We start from the raw sequence: 19,202 nt of genomic DNA, 5'->3' as shown, positions 1-19,202 counted from the left end.
AAAGCGTAGCAGCTAAAAGCCACTACGCTTTCAAGTCTAACTTTTGGGGGTCACCACAATATAATATGCGCTCTTTTTTTCATATAATTGTTCCTTCGAATGTTTTATCAAACTCCATATATGAAATAAAAGGCTGATATTTCCCAGCATATTCATCATAATGCTGCAAAATGTACCATGCTCTAAAACCAGCAAGTATGCCAAAGGGGGGCAAAGTGATTTCCGATTACTCAGCTGATGACATCTTGTTCTTTTCAGATATTATCAACAACTTATCAAGAAAAATCCTGAACTATCAGACACCGGAACAACTTTTTGAACAACAACTTGATTTGATTTATGCTGTTTAGTTTTCTTTATTCCATTGTGATGAATTACCATACATTTTCCAGATAAAAAATTGCATCTTCCTATTGCAATTTCCGTCCGGTATAATCTGAATGATGATCCTATTTCTCCTTGATTATTAATGAATGTTATTGTTACACAATCTTCATACCATTCACATTTGAAGTTTTCCTTATCTGAAAATATATCAGCAATATTGGACTTTAGGTAACTTCATAAAGAGTCTTGATAACAATTTTTGGAAAATCTGAATTCACAATTCGCACATTATAATTGTGGGGTATTGTCTTAATTTTTCAGCTGATTGCAGTCGGAATTTCCATTTCTATATTACCATTAATAGCATTAACATAAATAAGTTTACTGTCAATAGGATCTTGAGCTTTAGTTTCATATTTCCAGCATAAAACAGGAGTTATATCGTTCATAGCACAAATTACCAATTGTGCAGATTTTATATGTGTGTTGGATTCCAAATCTATTGATTTTTTGCCGTCTTCATACGATATCTTCGGATTCGTTTCAACATCGCTTACCTCGATAAATGTTCCTTTTACTGAAACTGCTTGCCCGTTTTTTGAATTAACTATGCGAAAATATCCTCCGTCTACAGGTATTCCATTATGAAGTTGATGCAATAATATACTAATTTCATCTCCTTCATTAATATCTTCACAATAAAAGCTGTATTCGGTTATACCAAACAAGTTTCTTAAGCTTAGCAATGCGGTTGCTGCGTCTTCTTGATCGAGGATTTTCTGTGATGTAAATCTTCCTTTAATTTCCTTTGGTATTTCCGTTTTCGATTGGTAAGTTGTAATATAACCACCAATATCATTAACATCATCTATTGTCAGATTTTCAATATCTTCAACTGATCCTACTGAAATTTCAGTTGGTGAATCAATTAATTCAGGTACCTGAGTATCATTATAATATTTTGCAAATAAAATAAATATTATTATTGTAGCAACTAAAACAATTACAAGCAGAAGTAACATTGCTTTTTTGCTTTTAGAATTTTTGATAATCATAATAAGCTCCAATCTATAGTTTACTCATATTCAGCGGAATTTCCATAAGAGTTAATAGTTTCAATATTAAAATTTCCGTCTGGATTTGACTAAATATTCTTTCTAACAAAAAATTCACATCCATCATTAATTTATTTAACTATACAATACAAAAAGTTTTGTGTCTACTTATTTGGCATAACGTGTTATATTTAGGCAAAAGATGTAATATTAATATCCCATAGAAAAGAAAAATTTTTCCGCTTTCCTGTGGGATATTAGTATAAAAGAGTAAGTATGGAATTAGAGCTCTATATAAATATTGAAGAAATAAATAGAGCCTGAAAATATAAAAAGCAGAGCATACTTGAAAAAGTCCGTTAAATTGGAATTGGCGGTAAAACAGAAACGGAAGTCAAATATGCTCTGAAAATTTTAGTCAAACCGACTATTTGTAAATAACTTATTTGTTTTTCAATATAATGCTACAGATAAAGTAACCGTTTTCTTCATAATAATCGAATGCTCCATTATATTTTTTAGCAATATCATTTATTATCTTTGTACCGAAGCCGTGGATAATTTTGTCTTTCTTCGTTGTATTTAGTTCAGGATTCCCTTCTAACACGGAATGTCCAATCGTGTTTTTCATACTAAAATAATAAACTGATTCATCTTTTTTGATTGAGAAATCTATATGTTTGTTGCTGTTCATTTTTTTACAAGCTTCAATGGCATTATCAAATAAATTGCTGATAAGACTGCATAAATCTATATCGCTTATGCCATCAAAATCCAATACAGTGATTATTGAAACCTCTATTTCAAGTTCCTGTGCGATTGCCGATTTATAGTTAATAACGGCATTTACAACATCATTATTTGTATTAATAACGTTTGCAAACAAAGTAAAGTTATGTATATTATCATTTATATATTTTGTTGCCTTGTCAATATTTCCGCTCTTAATCAGCGAACCGATAACAATATAATTATTTTTTATATCATGCCGCATTTTTCTGATGATTTCATATTGAGCTTTTGCATTTTCAATATAATTTGATTGATATACTTGCTGCATACGAAGCATTTCATTTTCTTTTATAACAGAGTTCTTTTTACTTAAATCAATAACAAGGTATACTGTAACAATATTAATAAGTACGATCCCTGCTATACAAATCACTATTACAAGCCTGGTGTTACCCGGAACATTTTGTGTAGATGTTAAAGTGAGAAATCCTGCTATTACTACGCTTATAAAAAGAACCGACAATATGAGTATCCACTCTCTGCTGCTTAAATCATTCTTGTTTTCTTTTTTGAAAATTCCTAATGTAAGCTTATATACATATAAAATGATTAACTGACATACGACAATGCTAATAAAACGTTCCAAGCTTTGATGTAAAAAAATATTATTAACAGACTTATTAAATAAAAGTGCAAAAAAATTAGCAACTAAAGATGTAATAATGCTAATAAATATTACGGAAAAAGACGAAACGAAGAATTTTTTAGTATTTTTCCATCCAGACAAATAAGTGAGTATACAAATACTATTCCTATATATACGCACAGATATATTCCTTCAAAATTAATGAAATGGTTAATTATGCTTATTGTGATTGTCAATATAAAAGCGCACACAATCCCGCCGCTTTTGAAGAAGGAGCGTTTTTTTCTGTCACCAAGGATTGAATATACATAATCAGAGATAATAATTCCTTGATAAAAATTTACTACGACTTCAAGTAACTGCCACAGAGTATCTATCATATTGTATTCCTCAAATACAAAGTATATTTTTCATTAACTATTTTCTTATAATTCCTGCTCATTGGTAATTTCAGGTTTATGTGTTTTAATATAATTTCATCTTTGCGGTTGTCTATAAAATCAATATATACCGGATTGATAATATAACTTTTATGTATTCGTATAAAGTCATATATTTCAAATCTATTTTCACATTCTTTAATAGTACATCTATCTTTAAAAGACTTATTTTCATTTAATACATAATAATTAATATAGTGTTTATTACTTTCCAAATATATAATATTTCTAATAGGGATAGGGTATTTTTTAGAAAATTCATCCTCTAAAATCATAATTTCATTTTGTTTCATATGACGCATTAATTTTCTTACAACATTCGCAAAACTTTTATCTAAAGTTTCCGGTTGATCTTTTCTGATAAAATCAAAGGGTTGAAAATCAAAGCTGTCGTAGACCAATTCAGAATGCGATGTGATAAATATTATACGACATCCCGAATATCCCATTCGTATATTTTTGGCGACATCAAATCCATTTATTTCCGGCATATCGATATCTAAAAAAATCACATCAAAATTACTCTCCTTATGAGATTTTAATAACAAATTACCCGAACTGAAGCTGAATATTTCAAAATATGATGTGTATTGTTTAAATATATTCTGAAGTATAAAGTGCATATTCTTTAATAAATCTTCGTTGTCATCACAAATAGCTATTTTCATTTTTCCCTCTTCATATAATGCAAGCCTAAATATGTATATTATATTTTATATTATATCACTAATGTGCAGAAAAATAAACAAAAATCTATTTTTGCCGCTGTTTTCACATGGAACTTTTTAATATGTTGCATTTTGTGACATAAAATTACACCTTGTACCCCAAATATTGATTTTTTATTTCAAAAATGATATAGATTGTATATAAAATATTTCCGCAAATTGCAATAGCAAGTTGCGACTGGTAAATATTGGGGATTTTAGTATCTTGAAAAATACTGCTCGAATCTATATAATATATTGAGCCTATTGAAGAGTCTGTTAATGTAAATATCAATACAAAAGAATTATACCGGAGATTACAAGCTAACACCGCATGAGTATATTGAGGATAAAAAACCGAAGAAATTTAACTATGTACTCTTTGTTTACTGCATAGCAAATTTTGAGCAATAACTTGCTTTTCACGGAATCCCAATTATGTTATACGTCATGTATCCATAATCAATTATTCAAGTGGTAATTTTCCAATAGCATCAATAAAGCATCAAAATGATTTTAGTGTTCTGGCAAGAGTGCAAAAATGACTTAAAAATGGCATTGCAATCAACTTTTTGGAGACTTCAACAGTCCCTCCAAAACCGCGTGCCGAGGGTTCAAGTCCTTCTGCCCCTGCCAAGGAAACCAATCTTACAAAAAAAGATTGGTTTCTTTTTTTATATGAGAGTTAAGAAATTAACGCAGAAGGACTGCGCCTGAGCGAAGCGAGGAAGTGCCATTGGGGTACGACCGTTAAGAAAACAGTCCGGTGGTAGTCTTGCGACCGCCGCCGGTGGCGGATAAGGGGAGCAAAGCACTGTCTGAAATAAGGAGCATAAGGAAGTTCATTTATATACAACGCAATGCGACTATATTTCAGACGGGAAAACATTTAAGAGAGCGTTGATGATACTTTGACTGTGAACAAGCCGCAATAGGTGAGGCAGATATTTTTAAATAAATGTAATCACTATAATCAAACAGTACCGTATTTTCTTTAAAATTTAAAAAATACACTTGCAATCTCATATTAATGGTGTTATAATTAAATACAATAAGTATTGTAAAGTAAGGAGTGGGAAGTAAGCCCACTCCTTTCTGTTTGCAACAGGCGGATTAAAGCGTTTGATTTTAGCTTATTTTTAGCTTAATCCGCACCAATAACTTGCGGCTGCGTTTTGTGCTGCTGCAAATGCTCATAAGGAGGTATTTATGGCAAAGAAAAAAGGCGGTCTTACCGTTAGCAAGGTGTGGGAGCTTTGCGAGCCTATTGTTAAAGGCTTTGGACTTTCACTTTGGGATGTACGCTATGTTAAAGAGGGCGCTGACTGGTTTTTAAGAGTTTATATCGACAAGCCTGAGGGTATTGACATTACCGACTGCGAAAATGTTTCTCGTGCGATTGACAAGCCGCTCGATGAACTTGACCCTATCGAGAGTGCGTATTGCCTCGAGGTATGCTCCCCGGGCATTGAGCGTGAGCTTGTGCGTGATGAGCATTTTGAGCAGTTCATCGGCGCTGACATTAAGGTTAAAATGCTCCGCCCGATTGAGGGCATTGGCAGAGAATTTGGCGGCGTGCTTGACGCCTATCAAAACGGCGAGGTAACAATCTCCGACCACGACGGCGAGAACCATATAACAATCAACAAAAAAGATGCGTCTTGGATTAAACTTGACGACTTTGATATGTAATTCCGGTTTATTAAATAATTTAAGATAAGAGAAAAGGATGATCAGAAAAATGAATACTAAGGAACTTTTTGCTGCTCTTGAAATGCTCGAAAAAGAAAAAGGCATTCCAATGGACTATATGATTGAAAACATCGAAAAAGGTATTGAAGTTGCCTGCAAAAATTATTACGGCGGTAATGACGAAGTGGTTTTCAAAATTCTTCCGGACAGAAATATCTTTGATGTAAGACTTAAGAAAACTGTTGTTGAAGAAGTTTTTGACCCTGATTACGAGATTTCGCTTGAGGACGCACAGAAGATTCTTAAGAGAAAAGCAATCAATATTGACGATAAGGTTGCTATTCCGCTTGACCCTAAGGATTTGGGCAGAATCGCTATCGGCGCTGCAAGAAATACTATTCGTCAGGGTATTCGTACAGGCGAAAAAGGTCAGACACTCTCAGAGTTCAAGAGCAAGCTCGGCGAGCTTGTTACAGCTACTGTTGAGAGAATCGACCCTAAGAGCGGTGCTGCCGTTATCAGAATTGGCAAAAGCGAGGCTATGCTCCCTAAGAGCGAGCAGATTGGCCACGATGACCTTAAAGAGGGCGACCACATTAAGGTTTACATTGCAGATGTAAAGACAAGCGAAAAAGGTCCTCGTGCTATTATTTCAAGATCTCACCAAGACCTTGTTAAAAGACTTTTTGAGCAGGAAGTACCTGAAATTTTTGACGGCGTTGTTGAGATTAAGTCAATCACTCGTGAGGCAGGCTCAAGAACTAAAATGGCTGTTGTCAGCAACAATCCTGATATTGATGCAGTAGGCGCTTGTATCGGTACAAAGGGCGCTCGTGTAAACAGCATTGTTGATGAGCTTGGCGGCGAGAAGATTGATATTATCGAGTACAGCGATGACCCACAGAAGTACATTTCTGCCGCACTTTCTCCGGCAAAGGTGCTCAATGTTGAGATTACCGACCTTGAGGGCAAGCAGTGCAGAGTAACTGTTCCTGACGGTCAGCTTTCACTTGCTATCGGCAACAAGGGTCAGAATGCCCGCCTTGCCGCAAGACTTACAGGCTGGAAGATTGACATTCGCCCTGAAAGCGGTTTCTTTGGCGAGGACGAAGAGGACGAAAAACTCGAGGTTGCAGAGGATACAACAGCTGAAGATACACTTGAGCTTGACGATATAGCAGACGAGAGCATTGATACTCTTGACCTTGACGCAACAGGCAAAGAGGAAAGCTTAGAGGAGAGTGCAGATTCTCAGGCTGATGAGGCAGTAAGCGAAGAATAATAATTAATTATTATTATATAATTTTTAAGCAGGGGAGGGATTTTATGACACAGAAAAAACAGCCGCTGAGAAAATGCACAGGTTGTGGCGAGATGAAGGAAAAGCGAGAGCTTGTCAGAGTTGTTAAAGCACCCGATACCAAAGGCGAAAACGGCGAGGTAATTTCAAAGGGCGAAATAAGCCTTGACCTTACAGGCAAAAAATCAGGCAGAGGTGCGTATGTTTGCCACGATATAAAGTGCTTTGAAAAGGCGAGAAAGGCAAGACGCTTTGAAAGAGCGTTTTCCTGCAAAATCCCCGATGAGGTTTATGAACAGCTTGAAAACAGCTTGAAAGCGGACAGCTAAGGGAGGCAGTCGTATATGAATGACAGAATATTGTCTTTGCTCGGATTGTGCCGTCGTGCAGGAAAGCTGGTAATCGGAGCTGACCCATGCATTGACTCAATGGCAAAGAGCAAGGCAAAACTTATAATATATGCAAACGATTTTTCACAAAACAGCTTAAAGCCTGTTTTGCTGCAGGCGCATAAGCAAAGTGTGCGTGTGCTTGAGGTAAACAGAACTAAAGATGAAATCAGTTTTTCACTCGGCAAGCTTTGCGGAGTGCTGTCGGTGGAGGACAAAGGTTTTGCAGATAAGCTTGCTATGCTTATTGAAGGTGAACAGAGAGGAGAATAATATGATAAAATACAAAGTAAGAGATGTTGCCAAGGATTTGGGCGTTAGTGTAAAGGAAATTTCAGATATTCTTGAGAAGAATTGCGGTGTAACAAAAAAGGCTATGGCTACTCTTGAGGAGAGCGAGCTTAATATTGTTTTTGACGCAGTAACTCAGAAGAACAATGTGGCTAATCTTGATAAATATTTTGCGTCAAGAAATAAAACCGCAGAGCCTGCAAAGGCAGAGGTTAAAGCTGAGAAAAAGGCTAATAATAAGGATAACGGCAAGGACAATAAGGGCAGAGATAACAAGAACGGCAAGAAAAATGACCGTAAGCCTGAGAATAAAGATAACAGAGCAGAGGGTAAAAAGCAGGGCAAGCCGCAGGATAAGCCTTCAAAGCAGACTAAGGCTGAAACAAAGCCGGAGGCAAAGCCTGTTGAGGTTACAAGTGAGGAAGAAACCTCAACCCGTAAGCGCAGAATAATTGATACTCGTGCTATTAATGTTGATGTTGAGCGTTACAACCAAAAATACGATGACCTTGCAAACGCATCTTCAAAGATGAGAAGTACAGACAACACTGTTAAAAAGCAGAAGTTTACTAACCGTTCTCAAAAGCAGAAGGGCAGAAGACAGGGCAAGAGAGAAACCGAGCAGGAGCGTTTAAAGCGTATCGCGCTTGAGCGTAAGCAAAAGCAGATGACAATTCAGATTCCTGACGAAATCGTAGTACAGGAGCTTGCTTTAAGACTTAAGGCTACTGTTGCCGAGGTTGTTAAAAAGGCATTCCTTATGGGTACAATGGTAACAGCAACCGACACAATCGACTTTGATACAGCCTCACTTATCGCTATGGAGTTCCACGCTAAGGTTGAGAAAGAGGTTGTTGTTACAATCGAAGAGAGAATTATTGATGACAGCGAAGATGACGATACAAATCTCGTAGAGAGAGCACCTGTTGTGGTTGTAATGGGTCATGTTGACCATGGTAAAACTTCAATTCTTGACGCTATCCGTCATGCAAATGTTACAGCAGGCGAGGCAGGCGGTATTACTCAGCACATTGGTGCTTACAGAGTAGAAATTAACGGCAAGCCTATCACTTTCCTTGATACCCCCGGTCATGAGGCTTTCACTACTATGAGAGCAAGAGGCGCACAGGTAACAGATATTGCAATCCTTGTTGTTGCTGCCGATGACGGTATTATGCCGCAGACAGTAGAGGCTATCAACCATGCTAAAGCCGCAGGCGTATCTGTAATTGTTGCTATCAACAAAATGGATAAGGTCGGCGCAAATCCTGAGAATGTAAAGCAGCAGCTCACAGAGTATGAGCTCGTTCCTGAGGAGTGGGGCGGCGATACACCATGTATTCCTGTATCTGCAAAGACAAAGGAAGGTCTTGACGACCTCCTCGAAATGGTAACACTCATTGCAGAGATGAAAGAGCTTAAGGCTAACCCTGACAGAGCCGCAAAGGGTACTGTTATTGAGGCTCGCCTTGATAAGGGCAGAGGCCCGATTGCAACCGTACTTGTGCAGAACGGTACACTTCATCAGGGTGACATCGTTATCGCAGGCACTTGCGTTGGCAGAGTAAGAGTAATGGTAAATGATAAGGGCGAGAGAGTAAAAGAGGCAGGCCCGTCAGTTCCTGTTGAAATTACAGGTCTTGCAGAAGTTCCGCAGGGCGGAGATGTTTTCAATGCTGTTTCTGATGAAAAACTTGCAAGAGAGCTTGTTGAGCAGAGAAAGGCAGCTCAGAAAGAGGAGCAGTTCAAGGCTCAGACTAAGGTTACACTCGACAACCTCTTTGACCAGATGAAGTTAGGCGAGGTTAAGGAATTACAGATTATCGTTAAAGCCGATGTTCAGGGTTCTGTTGAGGCTGTAAAGCAGTCGCTCGAAAAGCTCTCTAATGACGAGGTAAGAGTAAATGTAATTCACGGCGGCGTTGGTGCAATCAACGAATCCGATGTTATGCTCGCCGAGGCGTCAAACGCAATTATCGTAGGCTTTAATGTTCGTCCGGACAGCGTTGCGGCTGCAAATGCCGAGAGTGCAGGCGTTGATATGCGTCTTTACAGAATTATCTACGATTGCATTGAGGAGATAGAGGCTGCTATGAAGGGTATGCTCGCTCCTAAGACAAGAGAGGTAGTTCTCGGTACAGCAGAATGCAGAAATGTTATCAAGATTAAGTCGGTCGGCACAATTTCAGGTTCTTATGTAAAGAGCGGTAAGATTGTCAGAAACGCAGGCGTTAGAGTTATTCGTGACGGCATTGTAATCGCCGAGGATACTATCGCATCATTACAGCGTTTTAAGGATGCCGTTAAGGAAGTAAACGAGGGTTACGAGTGCGGTATCGGTCTTGAGCGCTTTAACGATATTAAAGAGGGCGATATGTTCGAGGCTTACACAATCGAGGAGTATCGTGATTAATAAGTAATCAGTGGTTAGTGGGCAGAGTAAGTATTTGCTTTGCCACTAATCATATTATAGGATTGACTAAGGCATAAGCTGATTTTTTATTAAATTACAGCATTAGTTAATCGACCACAACCCTATAATCTGTAATGAAATTCAGAATAATTATGAATTATGAATTACGCATTATGAATTATATTTGGAGGATATTATGGCAGGGCATAGATTAGAACGCACTACCGAGGATATAAAGCGTGAGCTTACAGCTATTTTTCGTGAGCTCAAAGACCCTCGTGTGCAACAGGCTTTTATATCAATCATTCGTGTTGATGTAACAAATGACCTTTCTTATTGTACGGTTTATGTAAGCGCTATGGAGGGGCTTGATCGTGCTAACGAGGCTGTTAAGGGACTTAAATCCGCAGCAGGCTTTATTCGCCGAGAACTTTCGCACCGCCTAAAGCTCAGATATGTGCCGCAGCTTATTTTTAAGGCTACCGACAGCATTGAGTACAGCGCAAACATCAGCAGAATTTTAAACGATTTAGACATTCCCGATGATGAGGTGGACGAAGATGAATCTGTATGATATTTCCGTTTTCCTCAGGGAGCATAATAATTACGAAATTTTAACCCATAACTACCCCGACGGCGACACCCTCGGCAGTGGTTATGCGCTTTGCCTTGCTCTACAACAGCTTGGCAAAAATGCAAGGGTAATTACCGCAAATCTGCCCGAAAAATTCAAGTACCTTACAGACGGAATAGAGGAGCAGTCCTTTACCGCCGACTACATTATAAGTACAGATGTTGCGGCAGACAGCCTTTTAGCGCCGAATATGGAAAAGTATCTCGGCAAAATTGACATTTGCATTGACCACCATGGCTCTAATTCCGTTACCGCTAAGGAGAAATTTGTCGATAAATACGCAGCGGCAAACTGCGAAATTATCTATAAACTTCTTATGCGTATGGGCGTAAACTTTACAAAGCAGATTGTAAATTGCCTTTATACGGGTATTTCTACCGATACGGGCTGTTTCCGCTACACAAACACTACCGCCGATACCTTTAGAATTGCCGCAAGCCTTGTGGAGCTTGGCTGCAACTCGGCATATATCAACAAGGTTATGTTTGAAACAAAGTCAAAAGAAAAAATTATGCTTGAGCGGGAGGTTTACGATACCATTACCTATTGCGCAAATGAAAAGTGCGCCATTGTGTGGGTTACTCTCGATATGCTCAAAAGCCTTAACATCGGCGAGGATGAAATAGAGGGACTTGCCTCTATTCCTCGTCAAATTGAGGGTGTATTGATAGGCATTACTATGAAAGAAAAAGAGGGCGGATTTTTCAAAATTTCCGTTCGTACCAACGGCGATATTGACGCCGCAAAGTTCTGCTCAAAGTTTGGCGGCGGCGGACATAAGGCGGCGGCAGGATGTTCAATAAACGGCAGTCTTGAAGATGTGCGCAGTCAGCTTATAAAAGCAGCGGAAGAAACTTTATGAACGGTGTAATAATTATAAACAAGCCGCAGGAATTTACTTCGTTTGATGTGGTGGCTGTGATACGAAAGCTGACAGGTCAGCGTAAAATCGGTCATACAGGCACACTTGACCCAAACGCAACGGGTGTGTTGCCCATACTTCTCGGCAATGCCACAAAAGCGCAGGATATAGTGCCGAACCACGACAAGGCATATACTGCAAAATTCCGCTTAGGAATTATAACCGATACCCTCGACATATGGGGAAAGGTGATTTCCGAAAGCGGAAACACCGCAGTAAAAGAGGATATTTTGAAAGTGCTTGACAATTTCAGAGGGGAAATTGAACAGCTGCCGCCTATGTATTCGGCAATCAAGGTGAACGGTCAAAGGCTCTATGACCTTGCAAGACAGGGCAAAGAGGTTGAACGAAAGCCAAGAAAGGTTACGATATACAGCCTTGAATTAGAGGACTTTGATGAAGAAACGCAGAGCGGAACACTGAGCATAAGCTGTTCAAAGGGAACATATATCCGCACAATAATTGACGATTTAGGCAAAGCACTCGGTACAGGTGCAGTGATGACGGCTTTGTGTCGAACCTCTGCCTGCGGATATAATCTTGCTGACAGCATAACGCTTGAAAATGCAAGAGAATTAGCAGAAAAAGGCGAAATCTCGGAGCATATTATGCAGACAGAAAGCCTTTTTGAAAGCTACCGCAAAATCTATGTGTCTGACGCTCAGGCGAAACGATTTTCAAACGGCGGCGAGCTTGATATGGCAAGAACCGCACTTGCAAAGTCCAAAGCGCAAGATAAGGAAATAATCAGAGTCAGCGACAGACAAGGCAAATTTTTAGGACTTGGCGTAGCCGATAACGAAAGCAATCAGTTAAAGATTTTTAAATTGTTTTTAAGCTGATTTTTAACATTTTACTATAATAATGTTAAAAAGTTTAAAATACTTTCGGTCGGGCAACAAAGTAAAGCAAAAGTTAAACTTTCTGTCACGAATATAAAAGTTTGGTCAACCTTTTTAAAGGTTGTGGGCAAAGTCCACAAAATAATAAAATGCACTGATTTTCCATAAAAACAAACGGTTGCAATTATATTGTAGAATAACTAAACTTTAGATTAAACAAGATTTTAAGACAAAATAAAAGTCAAGACTAATGAGTGGCAGAAAGTAAGACAGTTATACTTGAATATCAGTAGAGAAAAGATGTTTTAAAGGATGTAAAAGTCTTTGTGTGTGGCTAATTTGCCCTTGAAAAGTGGCAAATTAGTAGTTTGGTAGCGTGGCTTTCCCTTTGTTGCTATCGCATTTAAAGGTTTACACCGTTGTGTTCCAGCCGCCAAACAGCAAGCCGTTTGGCTATTAAAATTTGCGATAATTTTAAATTTATAAAGCTGTACTTTGTTAGCTAAAACATAATTCACCTCAATTTTTGACAAATGACCACTTATTATTACACTAAAATTTACCGAACGGAGAATAACTATGGAAGATATTAAACTTTGCCCTTTTTGCGAAAGTCCTATGCTCATTGTTGATGACGGAAAAAACAACGGCAAACCGTACTACGAATGTTCAACCTGCGGTCTGCGTTTTAAAATAGAAGGCTTTGACGAAAAACCGGTGGAGATAAAAGAATGAAAATTACTGTCATCAACGGTCAAAGTCATAAAGGTTCTACATACCACATTGGCAAAATGCTTGCCGACAAGCTCGGCGGTGAGGTAACAGAGTACTTTTTGCCAAAGGATTTCGGCGATATGTGCATTGGCTGTACCGCCTGCATTTTAAAAAGCGAACAGCTTTGCCCACATTATCAAAGGCTTGAAAAGCTCACAAATGCTATTGATGAGGCAGATGTTCTTATTTTTACAAGTCCTGTTTATGTTTATCATGTAACAGGCGCTATGAAAAGTTTTCTTGACCATTACGGCTACCGCTGGATGGTACACCGTCCTGAAAAGAAGATGTTTTCAAAGCAGGCAGTTTGTATTTCTACCGCAGCCGGAGCGGGTACAAAGTCAACGAATAAAGACATCGCAGATAGTCTTTTCTTTTGGGGTGTACCAAAAGTTTACAAATATGGTGTTAATGTGCGTGCTATGTCATATAGCAGAATTAGCGATAAGACAAAAGCAGAAATTGACAAAAAGACTACCGCCATCGCCAATAAAATAAAGGCGAAAAACGGCAGGGTAAAGGTTGGCTTGAAAACCAAAGGCTTTTTTGAAATTATGCGTATGATTCAGCACAAAAGCGGCTGGAACGAGGCTGATACGGACTATTGGCACAACAAAGGCTGGGACGGCAAAAAACGCCCGTGGAAATAAGGAGCTTACTATGAAAAAATGCTTGATTGTAGTTGATTATCAAGTGGACTTTGTAAACGGAACACTTGGCTTTGATGGAGCTGAAAGACTTGAAAATACAATAGCTCGCAAAATCTCTGAGTATAGGGCAGAGGGTGCAGATGTAATCTTTACTCTCGATACCCACCAAAGCGATTATCTCAAAACCTTTGAGGGCAAAATATTGCCAATCGAACATTGCATTGAATACACAAAAGGTCACGAACTTTATGGCAAAATTAAGTCAATGGTGCAAACAAACGACAAAGTCTTTAAAAAGTGTACCTATGGCAGTGAGGGACTTTTTGATTATCTCAGAAAGTGCGATTACAAGGAAATCGAGCTTTGCGGACTTGTGTCTAATATCTGCGTTATTTCAAATGCCGTTCTCGCTCGAACCGCTTTGCCAAATGCACAATTAATAGTTGACAGCAATGCAACCGCCTCAAACGATGAGTCGCTCAATACTTCTGCACTCAATGTTATGCGTGGACTTGGAATCCGAGTGATCTAATCATTAGTTTTCCTACCGCAATGTTTTGAATGTTAAACTTGTAATAAATTAAATATTAATCTATAAGGCAGGGATGATAATACAGCCCTGCCTTTTGTGTTATGCAAATGCGGACACTTAAAATGAGATATAACTGTCTGAATTTTCTTACCAAAAAAATTTCTCGATTTTTTAAAAAAATACTAAAAAACATTTGAATTTTTAAAACAGATGTGATATAATACTAATGTTGTTTATCACAATAATAAAATTTAATCTGCTGATATAGCTCAGGAGGTAGAGTGCGTCCTTGGTAAGGACGAGGTCACGGGTTCAAATCCCGTTATCAGCTCCAAGCAGAGATATTATCTAAATTATAGATGATATCTCTTTTTGATTTATAATGAAAAATTAAAACGGGATTTGAAAGCCCGTTGAGAAAACAGTACGGTGTACTGTTTTTAGGGCGTAGAGTTGATGAAAGTATGGTTGTGAACAAGCCGCAGTAGGCGAGGCAAAGAGTTTGAATAATTACAATCACCCGTTATCAGCTCCAAAGCAGAGGTATTATCTAAATTATAGATGATATCTCTTTTTGATTTATAATGAAAATTTAAAACGGGATTTGAAAGCCCGTTAAGAAAACAGTACGGTGTACTGTTTTTAGGGCGTAGAGTTGATGAAAGTATGATTGTGAACAAGCCTCAACAAACGAGGTAGCAAGCCTGAAAAGAACTGCCACCGTTATCAGCTCCGTTAAAAAGCATTATTCAAATTTAGGGTAATGCTTTTTTATTTTATAGATTTGATATTGTAAAATAAAAAAATTTTAAATTAGTGCACGAAAATGAGCGTGGTTAGTTGTATTATTAGTGAAAGGGGGTTACAAATGAGAGATTCATTCAGTACTGAAAATAAAATTGAAAAAGTAATTGTTAAATATGCGGATATGATATTTCGCATTGCATATCAAAATTTAAAATCAAAAGCTGACGCCGAGGATATTTTTCAAGAGGTTTGTGTTGCTTTGCTTACAAAAAAACCGCCGCTTGATGATGAAGAGCATTTAAAGTATTGGCTTATACGGGTTACTGTAAACAAATGCAATAATTTTCATAAGTCATTTTGGCGCAACAAGATTGAGCCGATTGATAAATATACATACCTTGAGAATTCGCAAACAAAGTCCGTAATGGAAGAAATTTGGCAACTTCCTAAGCAGTACAGAAATGTTATTTATCTTTATTATTATGAGGATTATTCGATTTCGGAAATATCCTGTATATTGCACAAAAGCCCGAATACAATAAGCTCGCAGTTGCAAAGGGCAAGGAAAAAACTCGGCAAAATTCTATCCGAAGGAGGACTTTAGTATGCGTAAAAATTTATATACGAAAACAATCAATGATATTAAAATCAGTGAGAATGCAGTTAATTCTGCGATAGAAAATATTTATAGCAAGCAAAGCAATGACAACATTATTGACATTAAGAAAAGTAAAAATAAAAAAGTAAATAAAGTTATTGCAGCTTCTCTTGTTGCGGCAATGCTTGTTTCGGGAGGTGCGTTTGCCCTTTTTTCTCAACCAGCTCAAAATCAAAACGGATTTGTTATTACGGCCGCAGCTGCCGAATTAACTAAAGATAAACCGGTACAGGTTGCCGCTATAGATAGGACTGATAGATATTTTTACGGCTATGAGAGCTATGAGGAAACTTTTAATTTGTTGCTTTCTTGCAAGGGTGATAACATAAGTACAATTACATATAATGCAAAAGGCAATTCATATTTTACTTTTAATACAGATGACAATGAAAAAGTATATTGCGGTAAAGTATTACCGGATTTTGAAAACAAAAATGCCGATGAAACTATGAAAATATATATGAATTCGGGTGCCGATTATTTTTACTCGGGTTTTACCGTTGATTATGATAAGCAGGATGAAAGCGTTAAAGTGGATTCTGACGGAGTTGCTCCTGTTAGTATGAATGTTTATCTTATGGCAAATGACAGTGAAAAAGCGGCTAAAATTTTAAGTAAATATAATGCGTATAGTCTTTATTGCGGTGAAGCCGTGAGCGACAGGGTGAAAGCTGAATACATCGAAAAATACGGTGAGAATTTCGATAAAGAATTTAATCCCGAATATGATGAATCGGATATCATTGATATGTATAACGAGCTTTACTCACAACTTTTTGACGGCATTTCCGTTGATGTAACAGTAAAGTACAATGACGGCACAGAGGAAACACAGACTGTTGACTTTTCGGTTGAGCCTATTACCGAGGAAAATGCAGACGAATATCTCGAAAAAAACGGATATGACGGCACAAACAGCAGCTTGCTCACCTTGATTTGTTCAGTTCCTATGATTACCGCAACATTAAAATAACCGAATAACAGCAAACACAGAATAGAACAAAAAACGACAACTCCATTGTATATAAAAAGCACCCGAACCGTAAAAAGTTCGTGTGCTTTTTTATGCGTGTGAAAGAGTGGAGAAGAATGGTCTGTCTTTTTCGATATTCTCCAGCCGGTTGCCGAGATAAAATAACCGATAGTCATTTCCGCCGTCAAACACATTTATATTTACATATGGTTTTGTCCTCTGTAAGAGGTGTAAAGCCGAGCTTAATTGACTTAGTATTCAAGATAATTCGGAAATAATTTTTTGAGCGGAATGTGGTTTTGTTTGCATAACTGACAAATAAAGTATATATTTATAAATAAACCTTAAAATCAGTTTTGCTGTTACTCAACTATTCTTAATAACAACGCATTTGTTATTCCTGGAGGTGAATACAGACTCAAAATTTTCTTTCGGGTACACTACAAGTCCGCTAATCGGGTCGGCAATGGTTACGGTGTCGGCGCTGTATCCAATTAAATCTGCAGCGTGGTCGTCCATACACCAGTCGTATTGTTTGCCGTCTGTGGCCGTCCAGCTTTCAATGTCGCTGCGCTCTACCATTCCTATTGTAACCCATACTACAATAGGGTAGCCTTTGTTGACAAGCTCATAAAGCTCCTGCGGAGTTGAACCTGTAATATCGACAGCCTTCAACTTACTTTTTGCATCCTTAAAATAGTTGTTTGCCGCCGTTACAATCGGCGTTGTGCCGCATACATATCCGTACACACTTGTTGGGTCACCGATAAAATATTGCTCGGGACTTGAGCCGTACAGGTTGCCGTCCTCGCCGTATTCGAGGTCATAAGGAGTGCATGGCAGATACTCGGTAGCCATAGTGTATTTGTCAACATTGCAGCCGCTGTAATTCATAGCCATTGTGAGGGCTGTTATTTCACATCCCGTGGGCAGTTCAGGCTCTTGGTAAATAATGTCAAAGTTTTGAATAACGCAACTGTCCCTTGAGGCTCTTGATACCGTAGCGTTGCTGTTTTCCTGAAAATCTTTGGCAATGTCTTTCTTGCAGCCGCAGCCTGAAATGACTGCACCAAAACTCAAGGCAGCAAGCATAAAAGCAGCAATTTTAACTGCTCCGTTCCTTTTCATATAAATAATACCCCATTAACTTCATAAATATATGAAAATTATAGCATAAGTATAGGGAATTTTCAACAAAATAATAATATTTTGGAATTTACTTTTTGAAAAATTTTGTTTTACAGCGTAACAAGACGGAAGTTGTTATTCATCTTCTTTCTGTTTTTTCCCCGTTTCCCAATAATTTTTCTAATAAAAAAGAAATAAAAATAGAAATAAGAAAAGGTATCAATATCCATTAATAACGCATTATCATGCTCCTAATTCATTGATAGTATGTTTTTCTGTTACTTACCTTAATCATAACTTATATCGCTAAATTAGTATATCTTTTTTGTGTAATGTTTCTGCAAAATGAAACTCAAACCGCCGTATTACTTTCTGTCCAAGCTGCGGTACTGCACAGTTTATTGGCATAAAGAACGGCAGGCAACTAAGGATTTAGCTACCTGCCGGTTGATGAATCTTATACTGTTTTCTGTATTTTGCCAGTGCGACAAACTGGAAGTTACGCTTTTATCGAAAACTATTTTCAATTACTCCAGGTAAACAATCATAAATGGAACATCCCATCTTTTTCTCAAAATATTCTTTAATGCCAAGTGTTACTTTCCATCGCTCAACCGTAGCTGGATGTGTTCCATATCGAATTGTTACATCTACGAATCGTTTTTCCAATAGACAAAATCCTGTTGGCAATGCTAATGCATCACAGAGCTGTACCAGATAATCATAATCGTCATAGACAGCCTCTTTAACATACCGAGCCATAAACTCTTTATCTTCTATTGACACATCAAAAATGCCAATATATGTTGAAATGTCTTTAATCATAAAAGCGTGAGAAATGCAAATCTGTGCTGCCTTTTTCCACCCTCTTTCTATGCAATAGCGATAACCGTCTATTAAATGCTTTTCAGAAGTAACTCCGGCATATCTACCTATATCGTGCAAAATTCCGTAAACATAAGCCAAATTCTCATCCATTTCTTGGCAATGACTTGCAATATTCTGACAAGCAAAAGCAACATATTTGCTGTGGTCATACCAAGGTCCTGGATTTGCCTTATTTGCTTCTTCTAATGCTTTCTCAGCAATTTCTCTTGTTAGTTCCATTAATCTTTACACCTCAAATTCCAATTTATTACTTTCTATTATAACTTATATCGGCAGAATTGCATATCTGTTTTATGCCATATTTTTGCAAAATAAAACCCAAACCGCCGCACTACTTTCCCCAATATTTCCTGTCCAAGCTGCGGTACTGCACAGCCTCAAGGGTATGGTCTGATTTAATTATTTCGCTGTTGTCGAGATCGGCAATCGTCCTTGCAACCTTTAGCACTCGGTCGTAGGCTC

The 19,202-nt window shown here is 37.8% G+C and carries 19 protein-coding genes and 1 tRNA gene; 14 read left to right on the top strand and 6 right to left on the bottom strand.

The window, feature by feature from the left end; translation table 11 throughout:
- Window positions 1–644 precede the first annotated feature (644 nt).
- The 3 genes from DXC23_RS07860 to DXC23_RS07845 all read right to left on the bottom strand — a co-directional run bounded on the left by DXC23_RS07860 (window position 645) and on the right by DXC23_RS07845 (window position 3,868).
- Entirely contained in the window at window positions 645–1,382 is a 738-nt protein-coding gene (locus DXC23_RS07860; protein ID WP_117705561.1) for a hypothetical protein, read from the bottom strand.
- 442 nt (window positions 1,383–1,824) lie between these two features.
- Window positions 1,825–2,940 carry a sensor histidine kinase gene (locus DXC23_RS07855; RefSeq protein ID WP_147329131.1) on the bottom strand — a complete coding sequence of 372 codons (1,116 nt, stop codon included), beginning with the start codon at window positions 2,938–2,940 and terminating at the stop codon, window positions 1,825–1,827.
- A gap of 196 nt (window positions 2,941–3,136) precedes the next feature.
- Entirely contained in the window at window positions 3,137–3,868 is a 732-nt protein-coding gene (locus tag DXC23_RS07845; protein WP_117705558.1) for a LytTR family DNA-binding domain-containing protein, read from the bottom strand.
- Between the two features lie 1,248 nt (window positions 3,869–5,116).
- On the opposite strand from DXC23_RS07845, the gene rimP reads away from it, so the two are divergent.
- The 14 genes from rimP (at window position 5,117) to DXC23_RS07780 (ending at window position 16,724) form a co-directional block, all read left to right on the top strand.
- A complete protein-coding gene (gene rimP / locus DXC23_RS07840) occupies window positions 5,117–5,599 on the top strand; it encodes a ribosome maturation factor RimP (RefSeq protein WP_117705557.1) in 483 nt (160 codons plus the stop codon).
- A gap of 49 nt (window positions 5,600–5,648) precedes the next feature.
- On the top strand, window positions 5,649–6,881 hold the full coding sequence (gene nusA / locus DXC23_RS07835) for a transcription termination factor NusA (protein WP_117705568.1): 1,233 nt from the start codon (window positions 5,649–5,651) through the stop codon (window positions 6,879–6,881).
- A gap of 44 nt (window positions 6,882–6,925) precedes the next feature.
- The gene (locus DXC23_RS07830; protein ID WP_117705556.1) at window positions 6,926–7,228 is read left to right on the top strand and encodes a YlxR family protein; all 303 of its coding nucleotides are present in this window, start codon (window positions 6,926–6,928) and stop codon (window positions 7,226–7,228) included.
- A 15-nt stretch (window positions 7,229–7,243) separates the two neighbouring features.
- Window positions 7,244–7,561 (top strand): ribosomal L7Ae/L30e/S12e/Gadd45 family protein, encoded by a 318-nt coding sequence (locus DXC23_RS07825; RefSeq protein ID WP_117705555.1) that lies wholly within the window; start codon window positions 7,244–7,246, stop codon window positions 7,559–7,561.
- A 1-nt stretch (window position 7,562) separates the two neighbouring features.
- Window positions 7,563–9,992: a translation initiation factor IF-2 gene (infB, locus tag DXC23_RS07820; RefSeq protein ID WP_117705554.1), complete on the top strand. Its 2,430-nt coding sequence runs from the start codon at window positions 7,563–7,565 to the stop codon at window positions 9,990–9,992.
- A gap of 196 nt (window positions 9,993–10,188) precedes the next feature.
- A complete protein-coding gene (rbfA, locus tag DXC23_RS07815) occupies window positions 10,189–10,566 on the top strand; it encodes a 30S ribosome-binding factor RbfA (protein WP_117705553.1) in 378 nt (125 codons plus the stop codon).
- The gene (locus DXC23_RS07810) at window positions 10,553–11,488 is read left to right on the top strand and encodes a DHH family phosphoesterase (protein ID WP_158552503.1); all 936 of its coding nucleotides are present in this window, start codon (window positions 10,553–10,555) and stop codon (window positions 11,486–11,488) included. The genes rbfA and DXC23_RS07810 overlap by 14 nt, the downstream gene beginning before the upstream one ends.
- Window positions 11,485–12,390 carry a tRNA pseudouridine(55) synthase TruB gene (gene truB, locus DXC23_RS07805; RefSeq protein ID WP_117705551.1) on the top strand — a complete coding sequence of 302 codons (906 nt, stop codon included), beginning with the start codon at window positions 11,485–11,487 and terminating at the stop codon, window positions 12,388–12,390. The genes DXC23_RS07810 and truB overlap by 4 nt, the downstream gene beginning before the upstream one ends.
- 579 nt (window positions 12,391–12,969) lie before the next feature.
- Complete coding sequence (locus DXC23_RS12445; protein ID WP_158552499.1) at window positions 12,970–13,125, top strand: hypothetical protein; 156 nt, start codon at window positions 12,970–12,972, stop codon at window positions 13,123–13,125.
- The gene (locus DXC23_RS07800; protein WP_117705550.1) at window positions 13,122–13,814 is read left to right on the top strand and encodes an NAD(P)H-dependent oxidoreductase; all 693 of its coding nucleotides are present in this window, start codon (window positions 13,122–13,124) and stop codon (window positions 13,812–13,814) included. Before DXC23_RS12445 ends, DXC23_RS07800 begins: the two co-directional genes overlap by 4 nt.
- A gap of 10 nt (window positions 13,815–13,824) precedes the next feature.
- The gene (locus DXC23_RS07795) at window positions 13,825–14,346 is read left to right on the top strand and encodes an isochorismatase family cysteine hydrolase (RefSeq protein WP_117705549.1); all 522 of its coding nucleotides are present in this window, start codon (window positions 13,825–13,827) and stop codon (window positions 14,344–14,346) included.
- A gap of 258 nt (window positions 14,347–14,604) precedes the next feature.
- Window positions 14,605–14,680 (top strand) — tRNA-Thr (locus tag DXC23_RS07790).
- A 534-nt stretch (window positions 14,681–15,214) separates the two neighbouring features.
- A complete protein-coding gene (locus tag DXC23_RS07785; protein ID WP_158552497.1) occupies window positions 15,215–15,697 on the top strand; it encodes a sigma-70 family RNA polymerase sigma factor in 483 nt (160 codons plus the stop codon).
- Between the two features lies 1 nt (window position 15,698).
- The gene (locus tag DXC23_RS07780; RefSeq protein ID WP_117705547.1) at window positions 15,699–16,724 is read left to right on the top strand and encodes a hypothetical protein; all 1,026 of its coding nucleotides are present in this window, start codon (window positions 15,699–15,701) and stop codon (window positions 16,722–16,724) included.
- Window positions 16,725–17,090: 366 nt separating this feature from the next.
- Here DXC23_RS07780 and DXC23_RS07775 read toward each other — a convergent pair whose 3' ends face one another.
- The 3 genes from DXC23_RS07775 to DXC23_RS12685 all read right to left on the bottom strand — a co-directional run bounded on the left by DXC23_RS07775 (window position 17,091) and on the right by DXC23_RS12685 (window position 19,188).
- Complete coding sequence (locus DXC23_RS07775) at window positions 17,091–17,852, bottom strand: C39 family peptidase (protein WP_117705546.1); 762 nt, start codon at window positions 17,850–17,852, stop codon at window positions 17,091–17,093.
- Window positions 17,853–18,359: 507 nt separating this feature from the next.
- Window positions 18,360–18,959, bottom strand: coding sequence for an HD domain-containing protein (locus DXC23_RS07770; RefSeq protein ID WP_117705545.1), 600 nt, complete (start codon window positions 18,957–18,959; stop codon window positions 18,360–18,362).
- Window positions 18,960–19,071: 112 nt separating this feature from the next.
- Complete coding sequence (locus tag DXC23_RS12685) at window positions 19,072–19,188, bottom strand: hypothetical protein (RefSeq protein ID WP_278286549.1); 117 nt, start codon at window positions 19,186–19,188, stop codon at window positions 19,072–19,074.
- Window positions 19,189–19,202 lie beyond the last annotated feature (14 nt).

This window comes from Eubacterium sp. OM08-24 (assembly GCF_003438075.1).
In the GTDB taxonomy this organism is placed as follows: Bacteria; Bacillota; Clostridia; order Oscillospirales; family Acutalibacteraceae; genus Ruminococcoides.
This window is presented reverse-complemented; position numbering and strand designations above follow the sequence as displayed.